Source organism: Pseudomonas yamanorum, from assembly GCF_900105735.1.
In the GTDB taxonomy this organism is placed as follows: domain Bacteria; phylum Pseudomonadota; class Gammaproteobacteria; order Pseudomonadales; family Pseudomonadaceae; genus Aquipseudomonas; species Aquipseudomonas yamanorum.
Map to the genome: position 1 here is coordinate 6519229 of NZ_LT629793.1, position 20088 is coordinate 6539316.

The window sequence follows — 20088 nt, forward strand, 5'->3', positions numbered from 1 at the left end:
GTGACTTTTAACCCACTGAAGGCTAAAGGATGGCCACTTTTTGTCATGAAACTATGCCAATCCGCTCTGGACTAACCCTCATTAGCCTCATTGCGCTATAAACTGTGACACACATTTATTCGTAGTAAGGAGCATCAGCACATGCAACTGGGGATTATTGGACTAGGCCGCATGGGTGGCAACATTGCGCGGCGCCTGATGCTCAATGGGCATACCACCGTGGTTTACGACCGCAATGAAGCATTCGTAAAAGGTCTGGCAGGCGAGGGCGCCACGGGCGTCGCTGACCTGGCAGGCCTGGTGGCCGGGCTGCAAAAGCCTCGGGCGATCTGGGTGATGCTGCCGGCAGGCGACCCGACCGAAAACACCATTGAAGAATTGAGCCATCTGTTGGAAGACGGTGATGTGATCATCGACGGCGGCAACACCTTCTATAAGGATGACATCCGCCGGGCCAAGGCCTTGTCGGAAAAAGGCCTGCACTACGTCGACGTCGGCACCTCCGGCGGTGTCTGGGGCCTGGAGCGCGGCTACTGCATGATGATCGGCGGCGATGCCGAGACCGTTAAGCTGCTGGACCCGATCTTCGAAAGCCTGGCGCCGGGCCTGGGTACCATCCCGCGCACCAAGGACCGTTCTGCTGCAGCTGACAGCCGTGCCGAGCGCGGCTACATCCACGCGGGGCCTGCCGGTTCCGGGCACTTCGTCAAGATGATCCACAACGGCATCGAGTACGGGATGATGCAGGCCTTCGCCGAAGGGTTCGACATCCTCAAGACCAAGAACTCGGAAAACCTGCCGGAAGACCAGCGCTTCGACCTCAACGTTGCCGACATCGCCGAAGTCTGGCGGCGTGGCAGTGTGGTGTCGTCCTGGCTGCTGGACCTGACTGCCGACGCCCTGGCCACCGATCCGAAGCTCGACGGTTATTCCGGCTCGGTCGCCGACAGTGGCGAAGGCCGCTGGACCATCGAAGCCGCCATGGAGCAATCGGTACCGGTACCGGTGCTGTCGAACTCGCTGTTCGCGCGCTTCCGCTCCCGCCAGCAAAGTACTTATGGCGACAAAATGCTTTCTGCCATGCGCTTCGGCTTTGGCGGCCATGTGGAGACTCCCAAAAAATGACCGCCAACGGCAAGAAACCCAAGGCCGAACCCGCTCCGCCCACCACACTGTTTCTGTTTGGTGCCCATGGTGATTTGGTCAAGCGCCTGCTGATGCCGGCGCTGTACAACCTCAGTCGTGATGGACTGCTGGGTAACGGCTTGCGCATCGTGGGCGTTGATCACAACGCCATCAGCGACGCCGATTTCGCCAAGAAACTCGAGGACTTCATTCGCACCGAGGCCGCCAGCAAGGTCAAGGGCAACGGCGATGACGGCCTGGACCCGCAATTGTGGGCTCAGTTGGCCAAGGGCATCAGCTACGTCGAGGGTGACTTCCTCGACGACGGCACCTATGCCGACATCGGCAAGAAGATCGCTGACAGTGGCACCGGCAACGCGGTGTTCTACCTGGCGACTGCGCCGCGTTTCTTCGCCGAAGTGGTGCAGCGCCTCGGCGCTGCCGGCTTGCTCGAAGAAACCCCGGAGGCGTTCCGCCGGGTGGTGATCGAAAAGCCTTTCGGCTCGGACCTCGCCACCGCCGAAGCGCTGAACGCCTGCCTGCTCAAAGTGATGAGCGAAAAGCAGATCTATCGCATCGACCATTACCTGGGCAAGGAAACCGTCCAGAACATCTTGATCAGCCGTTTTTCCAACGTGCTGTTCGAGGCGTTCTGGAACAACCACTACATTGACCACGTGCAAATCACCGCCGCCGAGACCGTCGGCGTGGAAACCCGTGGCAGCTTCTTCGAGCACACCGGCACGTTGCGGGACATGGTGCCCAATCACCTGTTCCAATTGCTGGCGATGGTCGCCATGGAACCGCCAGCCGCCTTTGGCGCCGATGCGGTGCGGGGCGAGAAGGCCAAGGTGATCGGAGCCATACGGCCCTGGTCGCTGGAAGACGCACGGGCCAACTCGGTGCGCGGTCAGTACACCGCCGGTGAAGTCGCCGGCAAGCAACTGCCGGGTTACCGTGAAGAGGCCAACGTTGCGCCCGACAGCAGCACCGAGACCTTCGTCGCCCTCAAGGTGATGATCGACAACTGGCGCTGGGTGGGTGTGCCGTTTTACCTGCGCACCGGCAAGCGCATGAGCATCCGCGACACCGAGATCATCATCTGCTTCAAGCCGGCGCCTTACGCGCAGTTCCGTGATACCGAGGTCGATGAACTCAGGCCGACGTACCTGAAGATCCAGATCCAGCCGAACGAAGGCATGTGGTTCGACCTGCTGGCGAAAAAGCCTGGGCCGGCCCTGGACATGGCCAATGTGGAGCTGGGTTTTGCCTACAAGGACTTCTTCGAGATGCAGCCGTCGACGGGTTACGAAACCTTGATCTACGACTGCATGACCGGCGACCAGACCTTGTTTCAACGCGCTGACAACATCGAAAACGGCTGGCGTGCGGTGCAGCCATTCCTCGATGCGTGGAAACAGGATGACGGGATCCAGGCCTACAAGGCAGGCGAAGATGGTCCGGCGGCAGCCGATGCACTCTTGGCCCGCGATGGCCGTACCTGGCACAGCCTCGGATGAGTGACTTGCCGAGTCAACCCATCCGCTTTGTGTTGAGTGATATGGACGGCACGTTGCTACATCCGGATCACAGCCTCAGCCAACGCACCATTGATACGGTTCGCGCCTTGCGCGCGGCCGGGGTGTTTTTCAGCCTGGCCAGCGGGCGACCGCCCAAGGCCATGCGTCAGCAGGTCGAAGCACTGGGCATCGATGTGCCCATTGCCGGCTTTAATGGCGGCACGCTGGTCAATCCCGACGGCAGTATTCTGGTGGCGCATCACTTGCCGGCAGAAGCGGCGCTGGTGGCATTGGCTTTATTTACGCCGCAGCCGGACGTAGAAGTCTGGCTGTTTGCCGACGGCGACTGGCTGCGCCGCGATCCTGGCGGGCCGATGGCGGTTCGCGAGGAACATGGCCTGGGCTATCCAGCCATCGTCGTGGAGAGCTTCGAGCCGTTTCTGGATCGGGTCGACAAGATTGTGGCGGCCAGTACCAATACCCAGTTGTTGGTCGAGCTTGAGGCGCAGTTGCAGCCGAGAGTCGAGGGGCTGGCGCAGGTGTCCCGCTCGCAGCCGGTGTTCCTGGATGTGACCGCGATGAAGGCCAACAAGGGCGAAGCCTTGAAGACCCTCGCGGCGCACCTCGGTGTGCCGCTGGAACAGACGGCGGCCATCGGCGATGGCGGCAACGACCCGGCTATGTTTCACGTGGCGGGGCTGTCGATTGCCATGGGCCAGGCCGAAGAAGTGGTCAAGCGCCAGGCCAGCGTCGTAACCGGCAGTAATGTCGATGACGGTGCGGCGGAAGCCATAGAGCGGTTTATTCTCTCGGCCGATTGATTGGCAACCCCACTAATAAGTAGTCAGCTATGCAAAGTTGCAACTTGCATAGCTGACTATCTACTCGTGTTATTACTGGTCAATATACTGCGCAGCCCAGCGGCACACTTTCTGGTGCCGCCCCGCACGAGTTTCAGTTACTTGGGCATTGCCCAGGATTGCAACTGATAGCCATCTTTATCGAGTTCAGCGCGGGCCTGCAACAGCAAGTCCTCGAGCTGTGCCGGGTCGGAATAAGTGCTGGAAGACAGCTGCTTGCTACCGATACGGGTATTGGTGCGGTCGATGACGCTCAGGCTCAGGGCGCCGTTGCCGTCGTGCCAGGCCACACATTGAAAGGGCTGGAAAGCACGGTCTGCGATCAAAAGAGCTTCGTTGATGCGGAGCGGGGCGTTCATGGGGTCTTCTCTCTAAATGCCCATTCAAGTGAAGTCGTTGGTTGGGCGTGCCTAACGACTGGTTACTTGTACTGATGCACGATCACCGGGTACGGGTCACATGTTAGAAGAAGATTTTTTAACTTTCCCTGATTAAAGTCATGTAAGGGGCTATGTTGAAAGCCTCATGAAAGTTACGCCGCGACATTTGACCGCACCCGACTGTTGGAAAAGGGCAGGTTTGTGTGCGGCTTATAACGAATGGGTACAAAGGTAGCGTCAAAATCTTGCTAGTGTTGCCAGCAGGCTTTCCAAATAACTGTTTTTGAATAACTTTAACGATTTTGACGCCAAGGAATAGTCATGATTGTTGCACCTGCGCCGCGCCGTCTGCTTGTGGTCGATCCCTGTGATGACTGCCACGGGCTATTACCGGGTTTGCGCACCGCGGGGTGGGACGTGGACAGCTGTGCCCTCGAGTCGGTGGGCGAGCGCTCCTGCGACGTGGGATTGTTGCGCCTGCAGCCGTTCCATCTGGAGCGGCCTGAAGCGGTCAAGGAGCTGATCAGCCGCAGCGGCACCGAGTGGATTGCCGTGCTTAACCAGGAAGTGCTGCGCCTGCAGAATGTCGGCGATTTTGTCTGCGAGTGGTTCTTCGACTTCCATACCTTGCCGTTCGATGTGTCCCGGGTGCAGGTCACCCTGGGCCGCGCCTTTGGCATGGCGCGCCTGCGGGGCAAGGGCAACAACGCGCCTGCCGGCCAGCCGGAACATGAATTGCTGGGCGACAGCCGCCCCATTCGCGAACTGCGCAAACTGCTCGCCAAACTGGCGCCGACCGAGTCCCCGGTGTTGATTCGCGGCGACAGCGGCACCGGTAAGGAACTCGTCGCCCGCACACTGCATCGCCAATCCCAGCGCCACGCCAAACCGTTTGTGGCGATCAATTGCGGGGCGATCCCCGAGCACCTGATCCAGTCCGAACTGTTTGGCCATGAGAAGGGCGCCTTTACCGGTGCCCATCAGCGCAAGATCGGGCGGATCGAGGCGGCGCATGGTGGCACGTTGTTTCTCGATGAAATCGGCGACTTGCCCATGGAGCTGCAAGCCAACCTGCTGCGTTTTCTCCAGGAAAAACAGATCGAGCGCGTCGGCGGCAGCCAACCGATTCCGGTGGATGTGCGGGTATTGGCAGCCACCCACGTTGACCTGGAAGCCGCGGTGGCAAAGGGCGCCTTTCGGGAAGACTTGTATTACCGGCTTAACGTCCTGCAAGTGGTGACTGCGCCGTTGCGCGAGCGCCATGGTGACGTGGCGATGCTGGCCAACCATTTCTCACACTTCTACAGCCAGGAAACCGGCCGGCGTCCCCGCAGCTTCAGTGAAGACGCGCTGGTGGCCATGGGCGAGCACGGTTGGCCGGGCAATGTGCGGGAGTTGGCCAACCGCGTGCGGCGTGGCCTGGTACTGGCTGAAGGGCGGCAAATCGAAGCCGTTGATCTGGGACTGCAAAGCCAGCAGGCAATCGCGCTGCCGATGGCTACACTGGAAGATTACAAGCACCGTGCCGAACGTCAGGCGCTGTGCGATGTGCTCAACCGGCATAGCGACAACCTGAGTGTCGCGGCCCGTGTGCTGGGGGTTTCCCGGCCGACGTTCTACCGGTTGCTGCACAAACACCAGATCCGCTAGGGCGGGTAAACCGAAAAGCCCCGCAACGACCTTTATCGTTGCGGGGCTTTTCCCGTTGTCACGCCTTAAAAGTAGTACGGGAACTTCAGGCTGAAGCTGAACGAAGGCGCATCCGGCGTGATCCCGATGGCCAGGTTCGGCACGATCGTCAGGTTGTCGGTCGCCGCAATCGTCATGCCCACGTTGAAGTAACCCGCGTTGGCGTCGCTGGAAACCACCGACTGCCAGTCGCCGCCATCCGGCTTGAGCTTACTCTTGCGTTGCACCAGGTCGGACACCGAGAACGACATACTCATCTTCTCGTTCAACGCAAACGCCACGCCTGCGCCGATCTGGAAGCTGTCGCCCAGCTGTACCTTGCCGGGGACTTTCTCGACAGGGTTGGAGCTGATATCGCTGAACGAGTCCTCGATGTTATGGGTATACGACAGCGAGCCAAACAGCACGGCAGGGTCGAAGGTCTTGACCAGCGAAATCCCCGGCGTGATCGACCACACACCGTTGCCGGTCGGCAGGTTTTCCGGCACATAAAGGTTGGTGTTGCTCGGCGACTGGATCAGCTTGATGCCAAACGGGTCTTCGCCGGTGGGCGCCTTGACCCGCACCGATACCACCGCATCCGGCAGGTTGACGCTCTCGTCGAGGAACTTGTAGGCAATCCCGAAGTTGACGTCACCAATGGTTGGATTACGCGTGACCGATTGTTCCGAGGTCGCCGTGCCGCTGCCGCCGTTGGCACCGCCGGACTGGTAGGTTGACTCGCGGTATACCACCGGCACGTTCACGTCGAACTGCCAACGGTTGTCGAGGTTATAGCGGCCCGTGAGGTCGACGGTCCAGTTATCGGACTTGATCCGGTCCAGGTTGATGTTGCCGAGGAAGATCGAGTCCAGCGCCAAAAAGCCGTTGAGGGTCAACTGGCGCGCGTCATAACGGGAATAGGTCACGCCGGTTTCGAAGCTGAACTTGCCGTTGCCAAAGAATCCGCTGGCTTCGTTATACAGGTTGCTCACGCTTTGCGCCGGGGCTGAATCGTCCTTGAGGGACTGGCCGTAGGATGCGCCACCGGCTGCACCGCCCGAGGCCGCAGCCGCGCCGACGCCAGGCGTGTTGCCCGCCACGGTGGTGCCGCCTTTCTGGAAATCTGCCGGGGATTTGGCCAGGCGTTTCGGCGGCGGGGCCGCCGGCTGTTCTTCAACCTGGCGTACCCGTTGTTCCAGCACCGCCAGTGCTTTTTGCTGCACTTCGTAGCGTTGCTTGAGTTCCAGCAATTCCTTTTTCAATGTGTCGATGTCGGCGTCCGGCGCTGCATACAACATGGATGCGGGCAGGAGCGTGCTTAAACAAATTACAGCCCGGAGCGATAGCGATCGATGCATGAAATAAGCCGTCCCTTTCTAATGCGCAAGTGTCGAGGCACAGCGTAGTTCAATATCCGTTAGGGCGAAGGCCCTTGAGCTGATTCAGGTTTAGGTTCTGACCCAAATTGTTCAAACCGTTGTTGCCCAGCACCACATTGAGCTGCGTCATGTTGCTCACAAAGTTGCTGTTACCCTGCAAAACCGTGCCTTGCAAGACATTGCCAGCGCCGATCTGCTGCAACGAGTTGCCCTGGTTGTTGTTGGCCAGGATCGCCATTTGCAGCCCGCCATTGGCGGCCGATACCGTGACCTGGCCGGCGCCGGTGCTGCCGGTGACCGATTGGCCAGCCACCAGCGCTTGCCCGGATTGCACGATATTGGCCGGTGACAAGCCGTTCTGGTTCACATGGATATTCACGTTATTGCTGGCGGTGTTGCCATCGCCAGCGGCGCGCACGCTTTGGGTCACGCCCTGGCCACTGCCCAGGCCTGCGCCACCGACCACCGTACCGGTGCCATTGGGTTGATTGGGCGAGACTTTGGTGGGGCTGTCGGTTACCTGCACATAAAACTGCGGGGTGACGGTCGACGCGTTGACGTTCATGCTGGCCGAGCCGGTCACGCTGTCGCCGGCGGCATTGGTCCAGGTGCTGCTCATCACGATGCCAAAGCTGATGATCCGCCCCGGCATGACGTAGCGGCCGCGCAAGTCGGCCAGTTCCGAGTCCCTTATTTCAATCGGCTTGAACACCGATGACGCGTAAGCGGGCATTGAGGCTGCCAGGCACATGACCGTCAGCCAACGGTAAGTGTTCATCGTTTGCTCCTGGAGCGTCCTGCTCCTTATTGCGCTTCTAGAAGAAGTCGCTCTGGATAAAACCGAAGTCCATCAACTCACTGTCCCGAACCGGACTGAACTCATTGATTCTGTTTTTGGCGGTCAGCGGTGTGGGCGGGTCAAGCAGCACGTTGGTTTTGTCATAGCCTTCGCCCAGTACGGCGAAGACGATGCCATTCCAGCCTTTGACGAAGTCGTCCTTGGCATAGCGTTTGTGACCCAATACCGGGTCGCCGATGTAGACCCAGTCCTTGTCGGCACGCTGCATCACCACGAAGTGCTTGTAGCCACGGATCTCCAGCAGCACCACCACCGGGATTTTCACCGTGAGCAGTGTGTCGGCGTTGATCCGGTAACCCCGGGCGCGCATGCCGATGCTTTCCAGGTAACGCTTCATGTCCAGCATGGAGAAACCCTGGGTGCGGACCAGGTCCTGATCGGCGTTGACCAGCATGCCTTTGATGATGTGGTCTTCATCCACATCCATCCAGTAGGCCTGGCGCAGGATGGTGGCCAGGGCGGCGGCACCGCAGCTGAAATCGGTTTTCTGTTCCACCAGGTTGGCGAACTTGCGTTCACGGATGCTCTCGACCTTCTTGAAGATCACGCCACCGCCGGGCATGGCAGCAATCGCCATTTGCCCCGCCCAAGTCGGGCCGGTGAGCAATAACAGGAGGGTGAGGGCGATGATCCGCATGATCGAATGGCCTGGTGGACACTGGAATAAAAAGGGGCCTTGTTGCCAAGGCCCCGTTGCATCAGAAACGTACGCCGGAGGAAATCACAGTGGTGTTGCCCTGTTGATTGCCCACGCCTGCAGCAATGTTGGCGCCCAGGTTGCCCGAAGAGCCATTAAGCGAGTTGTTGGCGCTGGCGTTGTTCACGACAGGCAGGTAGGTGCTGCTGCCCCAGTGGCCGGACTGAGTAGCCACGGTATTGAGGAAGGTGTTGTCGACGCTGGTTTGAGTGGTGTTGCTCGATGCAGCGGCGGCGGCACCACTGGCAGTAGCAATTGCCAGTTGGTTTTTCTGTTGGTTGAAGTTACCCGACGCAGCGTTCACACCCAGGTTGCCGGAGCTGCCGTTGGCCGAGTTGTTGAGCGACGCGTTGTTGTGGGTAGCCACCTGGATCGAGGTGTTGTTGTGGTTGTCTTGGGTAATGGTGCCCAGGGCAAACACGGTAGCTGCATCGCCGGCGGCAATGGCTGTCTGGTTATCTTGTTGGTTGCCGTCGCCGGCGGCGATGTTGGCCTGGGCGTTGCCGCTGCTGCCGTTCAACGAGTTGTTGGCCGATGCGTTGTTCTGAGTGCCGAGATTGAGCACTTTGTTGCTGCTGGTCGACTGTGCATCGGAAACCGCTGCCACTACCGAGGTAGGAGCAGGTTGAGGGTGGTGATAGCCACCGGCGTGTGCGGCACTGGCGACGATTGCAGCGAGAGCGAAGGCCAGTGGTTTAAGAGCCATTGTAGTTTTCATGGTATTTCCCCTTGCTTCTAATTAGTTGGTTAAGTGTTGGTACGGTCCAGCTTCAAGCTCCAATGAATCATTGGATCTGTACGTTCAGGGCGTTAGCCATGCGGTTCCCCACCCCGGCACTCTGATTCACCTGTACCACTCCACGGCTGCCGGTGAAGGCCTGGTCGCTTGTGACGACCTGGCGGCTGCCAGTGGTAGAGGTGAACCCTGAGTTTGGTGATAGCGCCACGTTCTGTTGCGACATGGCGCTGTCGTCGATGCTTTGCGGGCCAGCGTTTACGCTGATCCGCACGGCATTGATCATCTGGTTGTTGGCCCCGGCCGACTGGTTGACGCCCAGCACACCGTTGCCATTGCTGAAAGAGTTGCCCTGGATCGCTACTTTGGCGCTCTGGGAGCGGTCGGCTGGTGCGCCGCCGAGGGTCTGGCTGATCGAGCCGCCAGCCTGGGTGTTAGTGCCTGTTGAAATGGCGCGGCTGTTGAGTTGTTGCTGCTGATCGCCGGCCGCCTGGTTGATCGAGACGACGCCGTTGTATTGCTTGCCGGAGTTGTCGATCACTGCGCTGTTGTCAGCCATGGCGGCCGAGCAGCCCAGGATCGCGAGGAATAACCAGGAATATTTCATCTCATTGGCCCCCCATCAGGCTGCCGATGTTGTTCAGGGGCGCCATGCCACGGGAGATTGAGCCGTTGATCTGGCCGGAGAGACTGGAGCCGCCGCCATGACCGGCCGCTGCACCACCACCGAGACCCGCGCCGCCACCGTTGTTGGTCAGGCCGGGCAGGTTGCCGCCAGGCAGGATGGCGCGAGTGATGCTGGAGCCGCTGCTGATGTTGGCGTAGTCGTTGTCGCTCAGCTCGCTGGTGGCCCGCAGGATCTGGGGAGCCGGGTTGGCGTTCACGGTAGTGGGGTTGGGGTCAACGCCGGCAGAGCGGCCGGCCATGTGGCCGTGGACGGTGCGTTGAATCACGATCACGCCGTCGCCTGCCGCGAGCACTGGGAGGCTCACGCTGGTACTCAGTACACAGCTGATCAGCAGGAGGCTCAATGAGCCTGGATTAAGTGTCTTCACGACGGCATTCCTTATTCTTGGCGCTGACCCTAAACAGCGTTGTCAGGAAGAGAGCAGGAGCTGTGCCGCTTTTTGTTTTGTTAATTAATTCAAAGGATTGGAGGTGCTGAAAAAGAAAGGCCGGCGAGATGTGTTTCAACGGTGAGACACCCGGCCCGCGTTCAACTCGCTCGGCAGCTGTCTCAGGAATGAAACACCGGCCGCCATAAACCTGGCAGCCCGCAGCCGGCTGTCAGCTCAGCCGGTGCAAGTGTTTCAAAAGTGGACAGTTCCAGGCAGAGAACGTCCGTGGAGGAGGGCATACGCCCTGTCTCCAGGGTCAGCCCTTTGGTGTTTTACGCGGAATCGAATTGAGTACGGGGTTGCCGTCCTGGTTCTGGGTCAGGTAGACCGGCAGGACCTTGGGCAGGGAGGGGACGAGGTTGGACACCTCGTTGATGTTGTAGATGCCACCAATACGGATCGCGCCGGTGCCGGCGTCGGCCAGCATCACCGGTTTGCTCAGGTAGCGGTTGATCAACGGCAACGCGTCGGCCAGGGCCAGGTTGTCGAGGATCAGCTTGCCTTCACGCCAGGCCAGGGCCGTGTCGCCCGGGGCAATTGGCTGGGCCAGGGGGCTGGCGTCGCCACGGTTGTAGCTGGCCTGCATCCCGGGCGACAGGCGTAGGCCGCTGTGGGCGTCATCGCTGCTCACCAGCACCGAGCCTTCCAGCAGCATGACCCGCACATGGTCTTCGTATTTCCACACGTTGAACTGAGTGCCGGTCACCCGAACCTGACCGTCGCCGGCGTGGACAATGAAGGGGTGTTGCGGGTCATGGCTGACGTTGAAAAAAGCCTCACCCTTTTTCAGGGTGACCCGGCGCTGGTCTTTGTAATGGCTGTAGACCAGCTCGGTACCCAGGTTCAGCTCAACCTGGCTGCCATCATCGAGGGTGACCTGGCGCAGGCTGTTTTCGGTTTCGTAATGCTTATAGGCGCTGGGCAACCAACCGGCTTCCCAGCCGGTGAAGGCCGCCAGTGGCAAGGCCACCAGGCATATCGCCGCCGCTACTGCGTAGTTGCTTAAACGGCGGCGAGGCTGGAGTCGCACCACGGCAGGGGCCGGTTCGCTGCGGGGCAGGTGATCGGCAACGTCCCAGATTTCCAGCATCGCCGCGTATTCGAAGGCATGCAGTGGATGCGCATCGTGCCACTGTTCGAAGGCCCGACGCTCGGCCGTCGTGCAATCGCTGGCATGCAGACGCATGCACCAGTGCGCAGCGGCATCGGTGATGGCGTCATATTCGGCTTCTGATAGGGACTTATCTGTCATTAACTCATCCTGATTTCGCACATTCTAACCTCCACAGCAGGACGGCGAGAACAACCATCATGGCGAATGCACATCAATTGGAACTAATTCTCGTCTGCAAGGCCCTAAAAATCAGGACAGCTAACACTCAATCCCTAATGGAGCACGAAAATGCTTAAGAAAACCTTAGCCGCCATTGTCGCAACCACCGCCTTGTTCAGTGCTGGAGCCGCCCTCGCGGACAAACCAGGCGCAGGCTGGATCACCATTGAAAAAGCCATCGAGACCGCCAAGACCAAAGCCGGCTACGTCGAGATCTACAAGATCGAAGCCGATAACGACGGCTACTGGGAAGGTGAGGGACGCAAGGCCGATGGCGTCGTCTATGAGTTCCGCATCGACGGTGAGTCGGGCAATGTGTTGCGTGATCAGAAAGACTGAATGAGCTGACTGGGTGCAGGCGTGTAGCCTGCACCCGTAGCTTACGGCGTGCCTTCGGCAATCGAGGGCACGGCGTCCAGTTGTCGTCCCAACGTTGTGATCAGCAAGGTCAATGAGTCAGCGTTATCCATCTGTGTGTTGAACCGCCGAGTCAGGTTGGTTTTGAAAATTCCCCGTGCATTGCTCAAGTCCACGCCTCCGGTCGTGGCAAGAATCTGCTGCTTGATGTAGTCATCTTCCGGATCGGTTCCCAGATCAGACCCGGTAGCCCCCCACGCGTCCGATGATTTGAACAATTGCCCGATAGGCGTACTGATCGAGTACGCATTCTCCTGCACGTTGCGCAGCCAGTCCCGAAGATCGCGCCCGGCTTGGGTTTGTACTTCGATCAGGTCGGAAAAAGGCGATGTGGAATTGAGGTAGGCGACGTCGGCGGTGTTGCTCACGATATGGGTCAACTCATGAATCAACGTAGTCGCACGGGCATGGGCTCTTTGATCGAAGTGATTGATCAGGTGCCCTTCGAAATCGGCTGTGGGCGGGTTGAAGAAGTTTTCGGTGAGATAGATGCGACGATCCGGGTCCCCGTCGATGGTAAACGCCCAATGCCGTTCGGGTTCGGCGATATGCGCGCCGGAGACGAAACGCCGGGAGTTGAGCGAGTAGAGTGCCGGTTCCAGCGCCTCATCGAGGATGGCGGTCACCGTGTCCATGAGCTTTTGCGCGAGGACTGCCGGAAATTTGGCCGGGCCGGTGTCGGCGTCTATCGGGATGCCGAAGAAGCGGTTGATGAAGCGATGCACCCGGGTCACGGGCGGGTACTGATGGTCGAGCAGTTTCAGGTTCTGCTGGCAGTTGTGCAGGTAGAAGGTAGCCAGGTCCAGTGCCTCGACGATCGCCTGGGCCCTGAGGGGCGAAATACGCCGAATTTCGCTCAGGCCTCGAGCTTCGACATTCATCACCCGGTCCACCTCTGCCCTCACTTCCCGGCGTTCCATCATGGCACTCCAGCCAGGGCCATGGCGGCGAACCGAGGCGCCCAGGTCCAGAGTCCATTTGCGCTCGGCATCCAGGCGCACATAGGGCCCTTTGGACCGTGCACTGAAAAGCCGCCAATGGCCATCAACCGGTTTGGCTCGATAGACCTTGCCTGCGCAAGGCAGGTAATGCCGATTGTCTGTCGCTGTGTAGACCCCCGAGTTGCCTGCCGTCAGGTTATCGAGGCTGATGTCGTTGGCTTCGTATGCTTGCAGCCGGGTCCGGGCTTGGGCGGTGATATCGATGTCTTGCCAGGCTCTGGCTGTTTGTGTCGGCGCGGGCTGCGGCGGGGCGGTGCCTGGTGTCGGTGGTTCATCCATCAATGTACGTATTGAGGCCATTTGCGCGACACCGCGAATAAAGCGTTGCAGCGCGTCGCGCCATAGATGTTGCTGCAAGTCTTCGGCAGAGGCCTTGAACAGTGTGTAGCTTTGCCAGATCACCAACGGCACCATCAGCTTGCCCGGTAGCAACGCCTGCGCCTGTTGCAGGCCATGGGTAAACAATGCCTTGAGGGTGTCCCAGGCTGACCGGCCATTGGCCTGGTTTTGCTGTTCAAACAGGCTCGAAATCAACTGAATGTTGTCGCGGTACAACTGCTTGAGCGCGTGGCCCTTGATCGGATTGTCCGCCAGGATGATTTCCGAGGTTCTCCCGACCGTGCTGGCCCAAAGGTTTTTATACGTGGCTCGCTCAGCCTCTGGCAGGCGGCCGATCACCCAGTCCTGCAACGGGCCGGGCAGGTTAAGCCGACGGATTAGAGCCGCCTCGTTTTCGAATTCCTGGAACGCCTGCTGCGGACCGTAAGGTGCATACATCACCAGGGGCGCCTTTTCGGCGGCGTTAATCAGGTAGACCCCAAGAGCCTTGATGGTGCGAGCGCCCGTCGTGGCGATCAACTCCAGGGGACGGACCGTCGAGGTTGCGCCGTTGACCGCTGCACGGGCGATTGCATCCGGCATGTCGAGGACTTGTTCGACCAGGCTCAAGCCCGCGGGTGACAGCAGTTCCTGCAGGCTCAGCGCATGGGCGTTTTGCAGCAACTGCCAGGGCAGTTGCCGGATAAATCGCTGTTCCCGTGCTTCGGCACCTGGCTTGCCCGGCGTAAGCTTTTCGGCCAGGCAAGCCTGGTGGTCTTGCTTGAGGGGCAGGCGCGCGAGGATCTGGCGCACCACAGCAGGTGTCAGGCCAGCAGCCGCAGACTCGACATCGAATGCAGCAGCTTGCTGGCTGACGTGATTGAGGGCGTAGTCCACCAGGTTCTGTCGCTGGCCGGCCAATACCAGCTTGGGGAGGATGTAGACGTCTTGGGGGCGTACGTCATAGGCCTGCAACAGCTCGCCGAGCTTGCTGCCAACGTACTGTGGCAGCGACAGGAAATCGTCCAGGTAGTCTTTGTCGCCCGTGAGGCTATGGCGGTATTGCTCAAGGATTTCGACATGGCGACGCTGTTGGCTGACCGACGCCATCCCCAACCAGGCGGGCAGTGATTGTTGCGCCATGAAGGTCTGGGCGATTTGTGAGGCATGGCCCAGGTCGTTGGCCGGCAAGGCCTTTTCCAGCTCGCCGAGACGCTTCAGCAAGGCGTCCCCCGATAACGTCAGGCTGAGGCAGTGGGCCCGTTGCCCCCTGTAGTGATCAATCCAGGACTGCTGGCGGTCTTGCGCGACCGCGCCGTTGATCAGCATGAACTGACCGAGTGGGCAGGCCTGGTGCGGCTTGAGATAGCGCGGGTCGAGATTGGCCAGTAGCTGCCTGCGAAGGTCCGGGGCAGCCAGTCGCCGTTGCAGTTCTGTCTGCAATTGGCTGACGTTGGCGAAACTCTCCAGGCCGCGCGCCGGAGTCCACAGCACGGCCCGGCCTGAGTGGGACGGGTCCAGGCCGCCGCGCTCGGTGAGCATCAGGCAATGGGCCAGGGGCACCCGTTGCGTCAGGCCCTCGGGTTCGACGGTCAACGCATAGGCATCCGGAATGAATCCGCCCAGGCCCTGGCGCCGGTGGCGATCAGGGTGTTGAAGATCAAACACCGTTTGCACGATTGACTCATCACGGGCGTCCAGGCTGTTGTTGAGGCGCCTGAGCCTGGCTTCGCCCTGGATCGCCACCGCCATGGCATGGGCCATCGGCGCCTTGAGCTGTTCCAGGTGTTCGCGAGGAATATCAGCAATGTTGTAGTTATGAAACTTGATCAGTGCGGCATCGAGAACTGCGTTGGCTTGCGAGATGTCGAGGCCGGTCAGCGGTGTGACGAGCCCACTGCCCTGATTGGCGTAAAGGCCGTAGTGTGGCGTTTGCGGAATTGGCCCGCGCCCCTGTATCAGGCGCGCAAGAAAGTAACTGCGCAGGCTCTGGCTTTCCAAGGGCTCAGTGGCCTGAGTCGCGCTTGCGCCGGCGGCGTATCGATTGACGTAGATCTTCTCGGGGTCCTGGCCAGTCAGGCGCCGGCGGTTGAACTCCAAGGTGAGTGCCTGATTGACGGTGTTGGCCAGCGTGGGCTGGGCGTGCACCTGGGCTGCCAGTGTGTCCCGGATGTTGGCCAACTGCTTGTGCAGCAGAGCGGCCCGGTCGCCGGCCAGTGACACCGGGCGGGTCGGGTCGGCCAGTACCGAATGAGGCGTCCAGCGTCCCGCGGTATCCAGGCCCGGGAGGTGGCTGTCGATCATGTACCGCACGTCCAGCGCGTAGTCGAGCAAGGCCGAGGGTTCAATACCGGCGCGGGTGCGCCGGTACAGATCGAGCGCATAGCGAAGGTTCTGTTGCTGCTTGCCGATGATGGCTTCGAGCACTTGCTCAAACAGATTGCCGGCGATGGGAGTGCCGGAAAACTGCGGCGTCTTGAACCCGACAAACAACGCCCGCTCCTCGAGAGACATCAGGTTGTAGAGGTCGTCTTCGTACCCTGGCGCTTTGACCATGGCTTTGAGGGTGTCCATCAGGTCGTCGTAGGTTCCGAGTACTTGCAAACCCTTGTCGGGGGTGTAGAGAAAGGTCTGCGAGTTACCGATCATCAAGGTGCTGGCCAGCTCGACGGCGTTGGCCGGCTGCTCCCAGATCTTCACGTTCTCCACGTGCAGTGTCTGGCCGCCTAGAGGCGCTTGAGATGAGTACAGCGCTGCCAAGACCTGGCTTTGCTCTGGACTGATGATGGATTGCTGGCGCTTGAACAGCAGATCCAGGCGCGCGTTGGCGGCCATGGCCTGGGCGAACCAGGCCCGACGCGAGACGCCCGGAGTGATCTCGGTGTTCCAGAACGTCTCCAGTGCACTGTGCAGGAACGGGATCAGTTGGCCGGCCGCTTGCTTGATCACGCTTTCCCAGCGTTGCGTGTCGCGGGCCTTGCGTTCAGGGTCATTGACGTCCTCAGGCCGCTTGGGATGGAAAAACACCCGGGTTTGCCCGGCTGGCCAGGCTTGCTCACGGTAATACAACAGCACAGCGTCATTGAGTGGCAGCGAGTCTAGCCAGCGCGGCATCGTGTGCCCGGCGGGTTGCCTGGCGAAAAAACTGACATGGGCTTCGCTGGGGGCGAGTCCGGGGAAGAGTGGGCGGCAGATGCTTTCAAGCAGGTTTGAAAGCAGGGCGCCCAATGACGGCAACTGTTTCAACTCCGCCAGCAGCGCCTGGCGATTGACCGCCTGATAGCGCTTGAGGGTTTTCTCCTGTTCACCAAACACGTCATCGAGCATCGCCTCCGGTGTAAGCACCAGGTGGTTGTCCAGCACTTGCGATGCCTGTTGTTGCAAGGGCAGGAAACACAGCAGTCGCGGGGTGTCGGCCGGGATTTTCAAGCGCTGGGTCAACGCTGCAAGCACGTGGGTGGGGCTGTCGAATTTTTCCAGGCCGCCGTACGGGGTGTAGAGCCAGGCATGTGGGTAGGCGCTGGTGGAACTCATCATGAAGCTGCCGGCCAGTTCGACGGCATTGACGGTGTTTTTATTCAACCAGATGCGCTGCGCGATCATTGACGGCGACTGTTGGCGACGGCCTGCATCGCTGGCAAAAAACACCTTGCCGAGGAACTCGATATCCCTGCTGTCGATGTTCAGCTGGCGCTCACGGGCCAGTGCCCTCCAGCCCACACGCATGGCTTCGGGGAAAAAATACGGGAGTGGGGTGTGGCTCATCATCCTGATCCTTGAAGAGTTGCGTGTCTGCAACCTACCCAGGCCTGACGCCACGAGGGGCTAGATATGTCTGGCACTCCCTGTCGACAGCCATGGGGCAAACCCTGTCTAATCGACGGACCGATTCTTGTACGCTGTTGCCCATTCCAATAATTAAACGGGAGCTTCAGATGTCTGCATCGCCTTTGGATGTCGAGTCTTCATCAGAGCGACTCAGTTTTGCGCAATTGACCGACCTGCTGCGCCAGGTATTCGTGCGCCATGGCACCTCGGCCGAAGTGGCCCAAGTGCTGGCCGAGAACTGCGCCAGCGCCGAGCGCGACGGCGCCCACAGCCACGGTGTATTCCGTATTCCCGGTTACGTCTCGACCCTCGCCAGTGGCTGGGTCAACGGCAAGGCCGTGCCGGTGGTCGAGGATGTGGCCAGCGGGTTTGTACGGGTGGATGCCGGTAATGGCTTCGCCCAACCCGCGCTGCAAGCCGCCCGCCCGTTGTTGGTGGAAAAGGCCCGCAGTGCCGGGATTGCCCTGTTGGCCATCCATAACTCCCACCACTTCGCGGCACTTTGGCCGGATGTCGAGCCCTTCGCCGAAGAAGGCCTGGTGGCCCTGAGCGTGGTCAACAGCATGACCTGCGTGGTGCCCCACGGCGCCGACCGCCCACTGTTCGGCACCAACCCCATTGCCTTCGCCGCGCCCCGCGCCGATGGCCTGCCCATCGTGTTTGACCTGGCCACCAGCGCCATTGCCCACGGCGATGTACAGATTGCCGCACGCAAGGGCGAACGCCTGCCACCCGGTATGGGGGTGGACAGCCTCGGCCAGCCGACCCAGGACCCCAAGGCGATCCTCGAAGGCGGCGCGCTGTTGCCGTTTGGCGGGCACAAGGGTTCGGCCCTGTCGATGATGGTCGAGTTGCTGGCGGCAGCCCTCACGGGCGGTAACTTCTCGTTTGAGTTCAACTGGTCCGATCACCCCGGCGCCCGTACACCGTGGACCGGCCAGTTGCTGATCGTGATCGACCCGAGCAAGACCGCCGGGCAAAGCTTCGCCGAGCGCAGCCAGGAATTGGTGCGACAGATGCATGCGGCAGGGTTGCGGCGTTTGCCGGGGGATCGGCGCCATCGCACACGGGCGAAGTCGCTGTCAGGCGGGATTGAGATCGAAACGCAGGAGTTGAGTCGGTTGCGGGTGTTGGCACAGGCCTGAAGCGAGCTGCGCCCGGGGAGGGCGCAGCCGTTACATCAGATCAGTTGCGGCGGCCCAGCAACAGGCCGACCACCAGGCCAAACCCGGCGGAAATCGCTACGGTCTGCCATGGATGGCCACCGATATAGGTTTCGGTGGCGTCCACCACCGGCTTGCTGCGCTCGCGCACGTTGGACACCGAGTCCAAGGCTTGCTTGAGCTTGATGGCGACCTGTTCACGCAGGGTTTCACCTTCTTCCCCCACCAGTGACGCGCTGCTTTTGAGCAGCTTGTCCGATTCTTCGATCAGCGCGGTCAGTTCACTGAAGGCTTGATCCTTGATTTGGTCTTCGACGGCTTGGGCGGCAGATTTGCGGGCCATTGGGTTAACTCCTTGCGGGTGAATGTGGCAATGAATGCGCTTGATGAAGAATGGAGTGTTTGAAGCAGGCAAAAGTTGCAGTTTTTTTCCTACGGTCAGCTTAGGTGAAATCCAGGCCAGGAAATTTCGACCTACAGTGTAAGATGTCACCTATTTGTGCAGCAGGTAATTCAACATGAGCTTCAATCTGGCCAACAAGCCCCTTGCCGAGCGCGCCGCGCTGGAAGATGAAAAGTCCCGTCTCTACGACCTGTGGCAAAGCAACCTGGGCAAAGCCAAGGGCGAGGCCGCCCGCCTGTTTGGCGAGCGCGCCAAGCGCAAGGGCAAATGGGCCGAATGGGTGCGTGCGGAACTGGACGGCATGTCACCGCCGGAGTTCTCGAACATGGTGCGCAGTGAAGTCAATCGCCTGATGGCGGCGAAATAAGCGCAAAGCAGGCGACGATCGCCTCGCGCACCTTAAGCAGCAACGGATCGAGTTGCACTTGGGTGCGCCAGCCCAGCTCCACCGGGTATCGCGGCAACGCCAGCGGGCAGGGCAGTACCTTCAGCCCGGTCATCTGCGCGATGGCCTGGGCCGCATGCCCGGGAATCGTTGCCACCGCCTGGCTGCCCTTGAGCAGAAACGGCAGCGCCGCGAAGTGTGTGGTTGAGGCGCCGACGTGCCGGCTCAGCCCCTGCGCGGCCAGGCCCTCGTCGGTAATCCCGATGAACCCGCCGGATGACACCAAGAGATGTTCACGCCTGACGAACTCGTCGAGGTCGATAGCCTGTTGCCCCGGCGCCAGGCTGGCGGGGTCCACCAGGCACGCATAATGGCCTTCCCCCAGCACCTGGCGGCTCAACCGGCGCTCGGCAAACCCGCCGGCAGTGATCGCCAGGTCCAGGCTGCGGTCGAGCAGGGCGCTGGCAACGATCTGGCTGTGGGTCTGGCGGAAAATCAGCCGCAGCTTTGGCGCACGCCGGGCGATCTCTTCAATCAGCCGGCGGCCGTAGGCGATCTCGAAATCATCCGATAACCCCACGACCACCGAACGGCCCTGATACTGGCTGCCCTGGGGGTCGACCATCGCCAGGCTTTGGCGGCAACGATCCAGGGCTTCGCTGATCACCGGTTTCAACTGGTTGGCGCGCAAGGTCGGCGCCAGGCCTCGACCGGTGCGCACGAACAATTGGTCGCCATACACCTCGCGCAGACGGCGCAACGCCGCACTGATCGCCGACTGCGTGACGCCAAGGCGCAGGGCGGCGCGGCTGGCGCTGGATTCGTCGTGCAGGGCCTCGAAGGTTTTCAGCAGGTTGAGATCAACGTTGGCGATATTCATTGGGTTCATATCATG

General features: G+C 60.5%; 18 protein-coding genes. 7 read left to right on the plus strand and 11 right to left on the minus strand.

Translation table 11 applies throughout. From position 1 onward, the window contains the following. The first annotated feature begins 117 nt into the window (after positions 1-117). Genes gnd through BLU46_RS30330 form a run of 3 tightly spaced genes read left to right on the plus strand, consistent with a single transcriptional unit; the run spans position 118 to position 3466 of the window. Positions 118-1125, plus strand: a complete 1008-nt coding sequence (gnd, locus tag BLU46_RS30320) for a phosphogluconate dehydrogenase (NAD(+)-dependent, decarboxylating) (protein ID WP_269458737.1) — start codon at positions 118-120, stop codon at positions 1123-1125. Further along, positions 1122-2645, plus strand: a complete 1524-nt coding sequence (gene zwf / locus BLU46_RS30325) for a glucose-6-phosphate dehydrogenase (protein ID WP_093209298.1) — start codon at positions 1122-1124, stop codon at positions 2643-2645. Before gnd ends, zwf begins: the two co-directional genes overlap by 4 nt. Beyond that, positions 2642-3466, plus strand: coding sequence for an HAD family hydrolase (locus BLU46_RS30330; protein ID WP_093209303.1), 825 nt, complete (start codon positions 2642-2644; stop codon positions 3464-3466). The genes zwf and BLU46_RS30330 overlap by 4 nt, the downstream gene beginning before the upstream one ends. Before the next feature lie 137 nt (positions 3467-3603). Here the strand turns inward: BLU46_RS30330 and BLU46_RS30335 are convergent, their stop codons facing one another. After that, complete coding sequence (locus tag BLU46_RS30335; protein ID WP_063029505.1) at positions 3604-3864, minus strand: hypothetical protein; 261 nt, start codon at positions 3862-3864, stop codon at positions 3604-3606. 342 nt (positions 3865-4206) lie between these two features. Between BLU46_RS30335 and BLU46_RS30340 the strand changes: the two genes are divergently transcribed. Further along, entirely contained in the window at positions 4207-5535 is a 1329-nt protein-coding gene (locus BLU46_RS30340) for a sigma-54 dependent transcriptional regulator (protein WP_063029507.1), read from the plus strand. 65 nt (positions 5536-5600) lie between these two features. Here BLU46_RS30340 and BLU46_RS30345 read toward each other — a convergent pair whose 3' ends face one another. The 7 genes from BLU46_RS30345 to BLU46_RS30375 all read right to left on the minus strand — a co-directional run bounded on the left by BLU46_RS30345 (position 5601) and on the right by BLU46_RS30375 (position 11597). Then, positions 5601-6914 carry a hypothetical protein gene (locus BLU46_RS30345; RefSeq protein ID WP_063029509.1) on the minus strand — a complete coding sequence of 438 codons (1314 nt, stop codon included), beginning with the start codon at positions 6912-6914 and terminating at the stop codon, positions 5601-5603. Positions 6915-6963: 49 nt separating this feature from the next. Next, a complete protein-coding gene (locus BLU46_RS30350; protein WP_093209307.1) occupies positions 6964-7713 on the minus strand; it encodes a hypothetical protein in 750 nt (249 codons plus the stop codon). Positions 7714-7750: 37 nt separating this feature from the next. After that, the gene (locus tag BLU46_RS30355; protein ID WP_017477050.1) at positions 7751-8431 is read right to left on the minus strand and encodes a C39 family peptidase; all 681 of its coding nucleotides are present in this window, start codon (positions 8429-8431) and stop codon (positions 7751-7753) included. A 61-nt stretch (positions 8432-8492) separates the two neighbouring features. Continuing rightward, positions 8493-9197 carry a hypothetical protein gene (locus tag BLU46_RS30360; protein ID WP_093209312.1) on the minus strand — a complete coding sequence of 235 codons (705 nt, stop codon included), beginning with the start codon at positions 9195-9197 and terminating at the stop codon, positions 8493-8495. A gap of 79 nt (positions 9198-9276) precedes the next feature. Beyond that, positions 9277-9834, minus strand: a complete 558-nt coding sequence (locus BLU46_RS30365) for an adhesin (RefSeq protein WP_093209316.1) — start codon at positions 9832-9834, stop codon at positions 9277-9279. A gap of 1 nt (position 9835) precedes the next feature. Then, positions 9836-10282 carry a hypothetical protein gene (locus tag BLU46_RS30370; RefSeq protein ID WP_063029516.1) on the minus strand — a complete coding sequence of 149 codons (447 nt, stop codon included), beginning with the start codon at positions 10280-10282 and terminating at the stop codon, positions 9836-9838. Between the two features lie 319 nt (positions 10283-10601). Further along, entirely contained in the window at positions 10602-11597 is a 996-nt protein-coding gene (locus BLU46_RS30375; protein ID WP_063029518.1) for a FecR family protein, read from the minus strand. A 150-nt stretch (positions 11598-11747) separates the two neighbouring features. Between BLU46_RS30375 and BLU46_RS30380 the strand changes: the two genes are divergently transcribed. Further along, entirely contained in the window at positions 11748-12017 is a 270-nt protein-coding gene (locus BLU46_RS30380; protein WP_063029520.1) for a PepSY domain-containing protein, read from the plus strand. A 41-nt stretch (positions 12018-12058) separates the two neighbouring features. On the opposite strand, the gene BLU46_RS30385 is transcribed toward BLU46_RS30380, so the two are convergent. Further along, positions 12059-17179, minus strand: a complete 5121-nt coding sequence (locus BLU46_RS30385; protein ID WP_093209321.1) for a DUF6543 domain-containing protein — start codon at positions 17177-17179, stop codon at positions 12059-12061. 170 nt (positions 17180-17349) lie between these two features. Between BLU46_RS30385 and BLU46_RS30390 the strand changes: the two genes are divergently transcribed. After that, the gene (locus BLU46_RS30390; RefSeq protein ID WP_063029522.1) at positions 17350-18387 is read left to right on the plus strand and encodes an Ldh family oxidoreductase; all 1038 of its coding nucleotides are present in this window, start codon (positions 17350-17352) and stop codon (positions 18385-18387) included. Between the two features lie 40 nt (positions 18388-18427). Here BLU46_RS30390 and BLU46_RS30395 read toward each other — a convergent pair whose 3' ends face one another. Then, positions 18428-18748 carry a DUF883 family protein gene (locus BLU46_RS30395; RefSeq protein WP_003217958.1) on the minus strand — a complete coding sequence of 107 codons (321 nt, stop codon included), beginning with the start codon at positions 18746-18748 and terminating at the stop codon, positions 18428-18430. Between the two features lie 175 nt (positions 18749-18923). Here BLU46_RS30395 and BLU46_RS30400 point away from each other — a divergent pair, with 175 nt between their 5' ends. Then, positions 18924-19175, plus strand: coding sequence for a hypothetical protein (locus tag BLU46_RS30400; RefSeq protein ID WP_003217960.1), 252 nt, complete (start codon positions 18924-18926; stop codon positions 19173-19175). On the opposite strand, the gene BLU46_RS30405 is transcribed toward BLU46_RS30400, so the two are convergent. Further along, entirely contained in the window at positions 19150-20073 is a 924-nt protein-coding gene (locus tag BLU46_RS30405) for a LysR family transcriptional regulator (RefSeq protein WP_172834561.1), read from the minus strand. The genes BLU46_RS30400 and BLU46_RS30405 overlap by 26 nt on opposite strands. Between the last annotated feature and the right edge of the window lie 15 nt (positions 20074-20088).